Here is a 382-nt window from a genome sequence, read left to right as displayed (position 1 = left end):
ATTATAAATATAATAGTAGGTCCGGAAAAAATTCCACTAAAACAAATGTCAATTTGGGGTAGTAAAAATCAAGGTTTAAACTTATATCGATTTAGAATACTTGATCAAGCGCTTTCAGATGAAAAAATATATAGTCATGTTTTGGCAGCAATAGTAAATCATAATGAAGCTATTATTTATGATTATATTAATATTAAAATTAATTGCGTAGAACCATCTCAAATTGCTAGAGGAGTTCTAGTTGCTGGATGTTTAGATGAAAATTCTTTATCTCAAGAAATATTTGATAAATATAAGGATTATAAGGGGCTAATTGGGGAGGCTTACAACGCATCTTTATATATGTACGAAAGAAACATCTGGTCTAAATATTGGTTTAAAC

1 protein-coding gene is annotated in these 382 nt (G+C 28.3%); it reads left to right on the top strand.

Translation table 11 applies throughout. The features are described 5' to 3' along the window. The coding region (locus HUN22_RS17805; RefSeq protein ID WP_174732122.1) for a hypothetical protein at positions 1–382 on the top strand (382 nt) is incomplete at both ends.

It is taken from the genome of Acinetobacter lactucae, assembly GCF_013344765.1.
GTDB lineage: Bacteria > Pseudomonadota > Gammaproteobacteria > Pseudomonadales > Moraxellaceae > Acinetobacter > Acinetobacter lactucae_A.
Note: the sequence above shows the minus strand (reverse complement) of the source record. Positions and strands in the feature narration are given on the sequence as shown.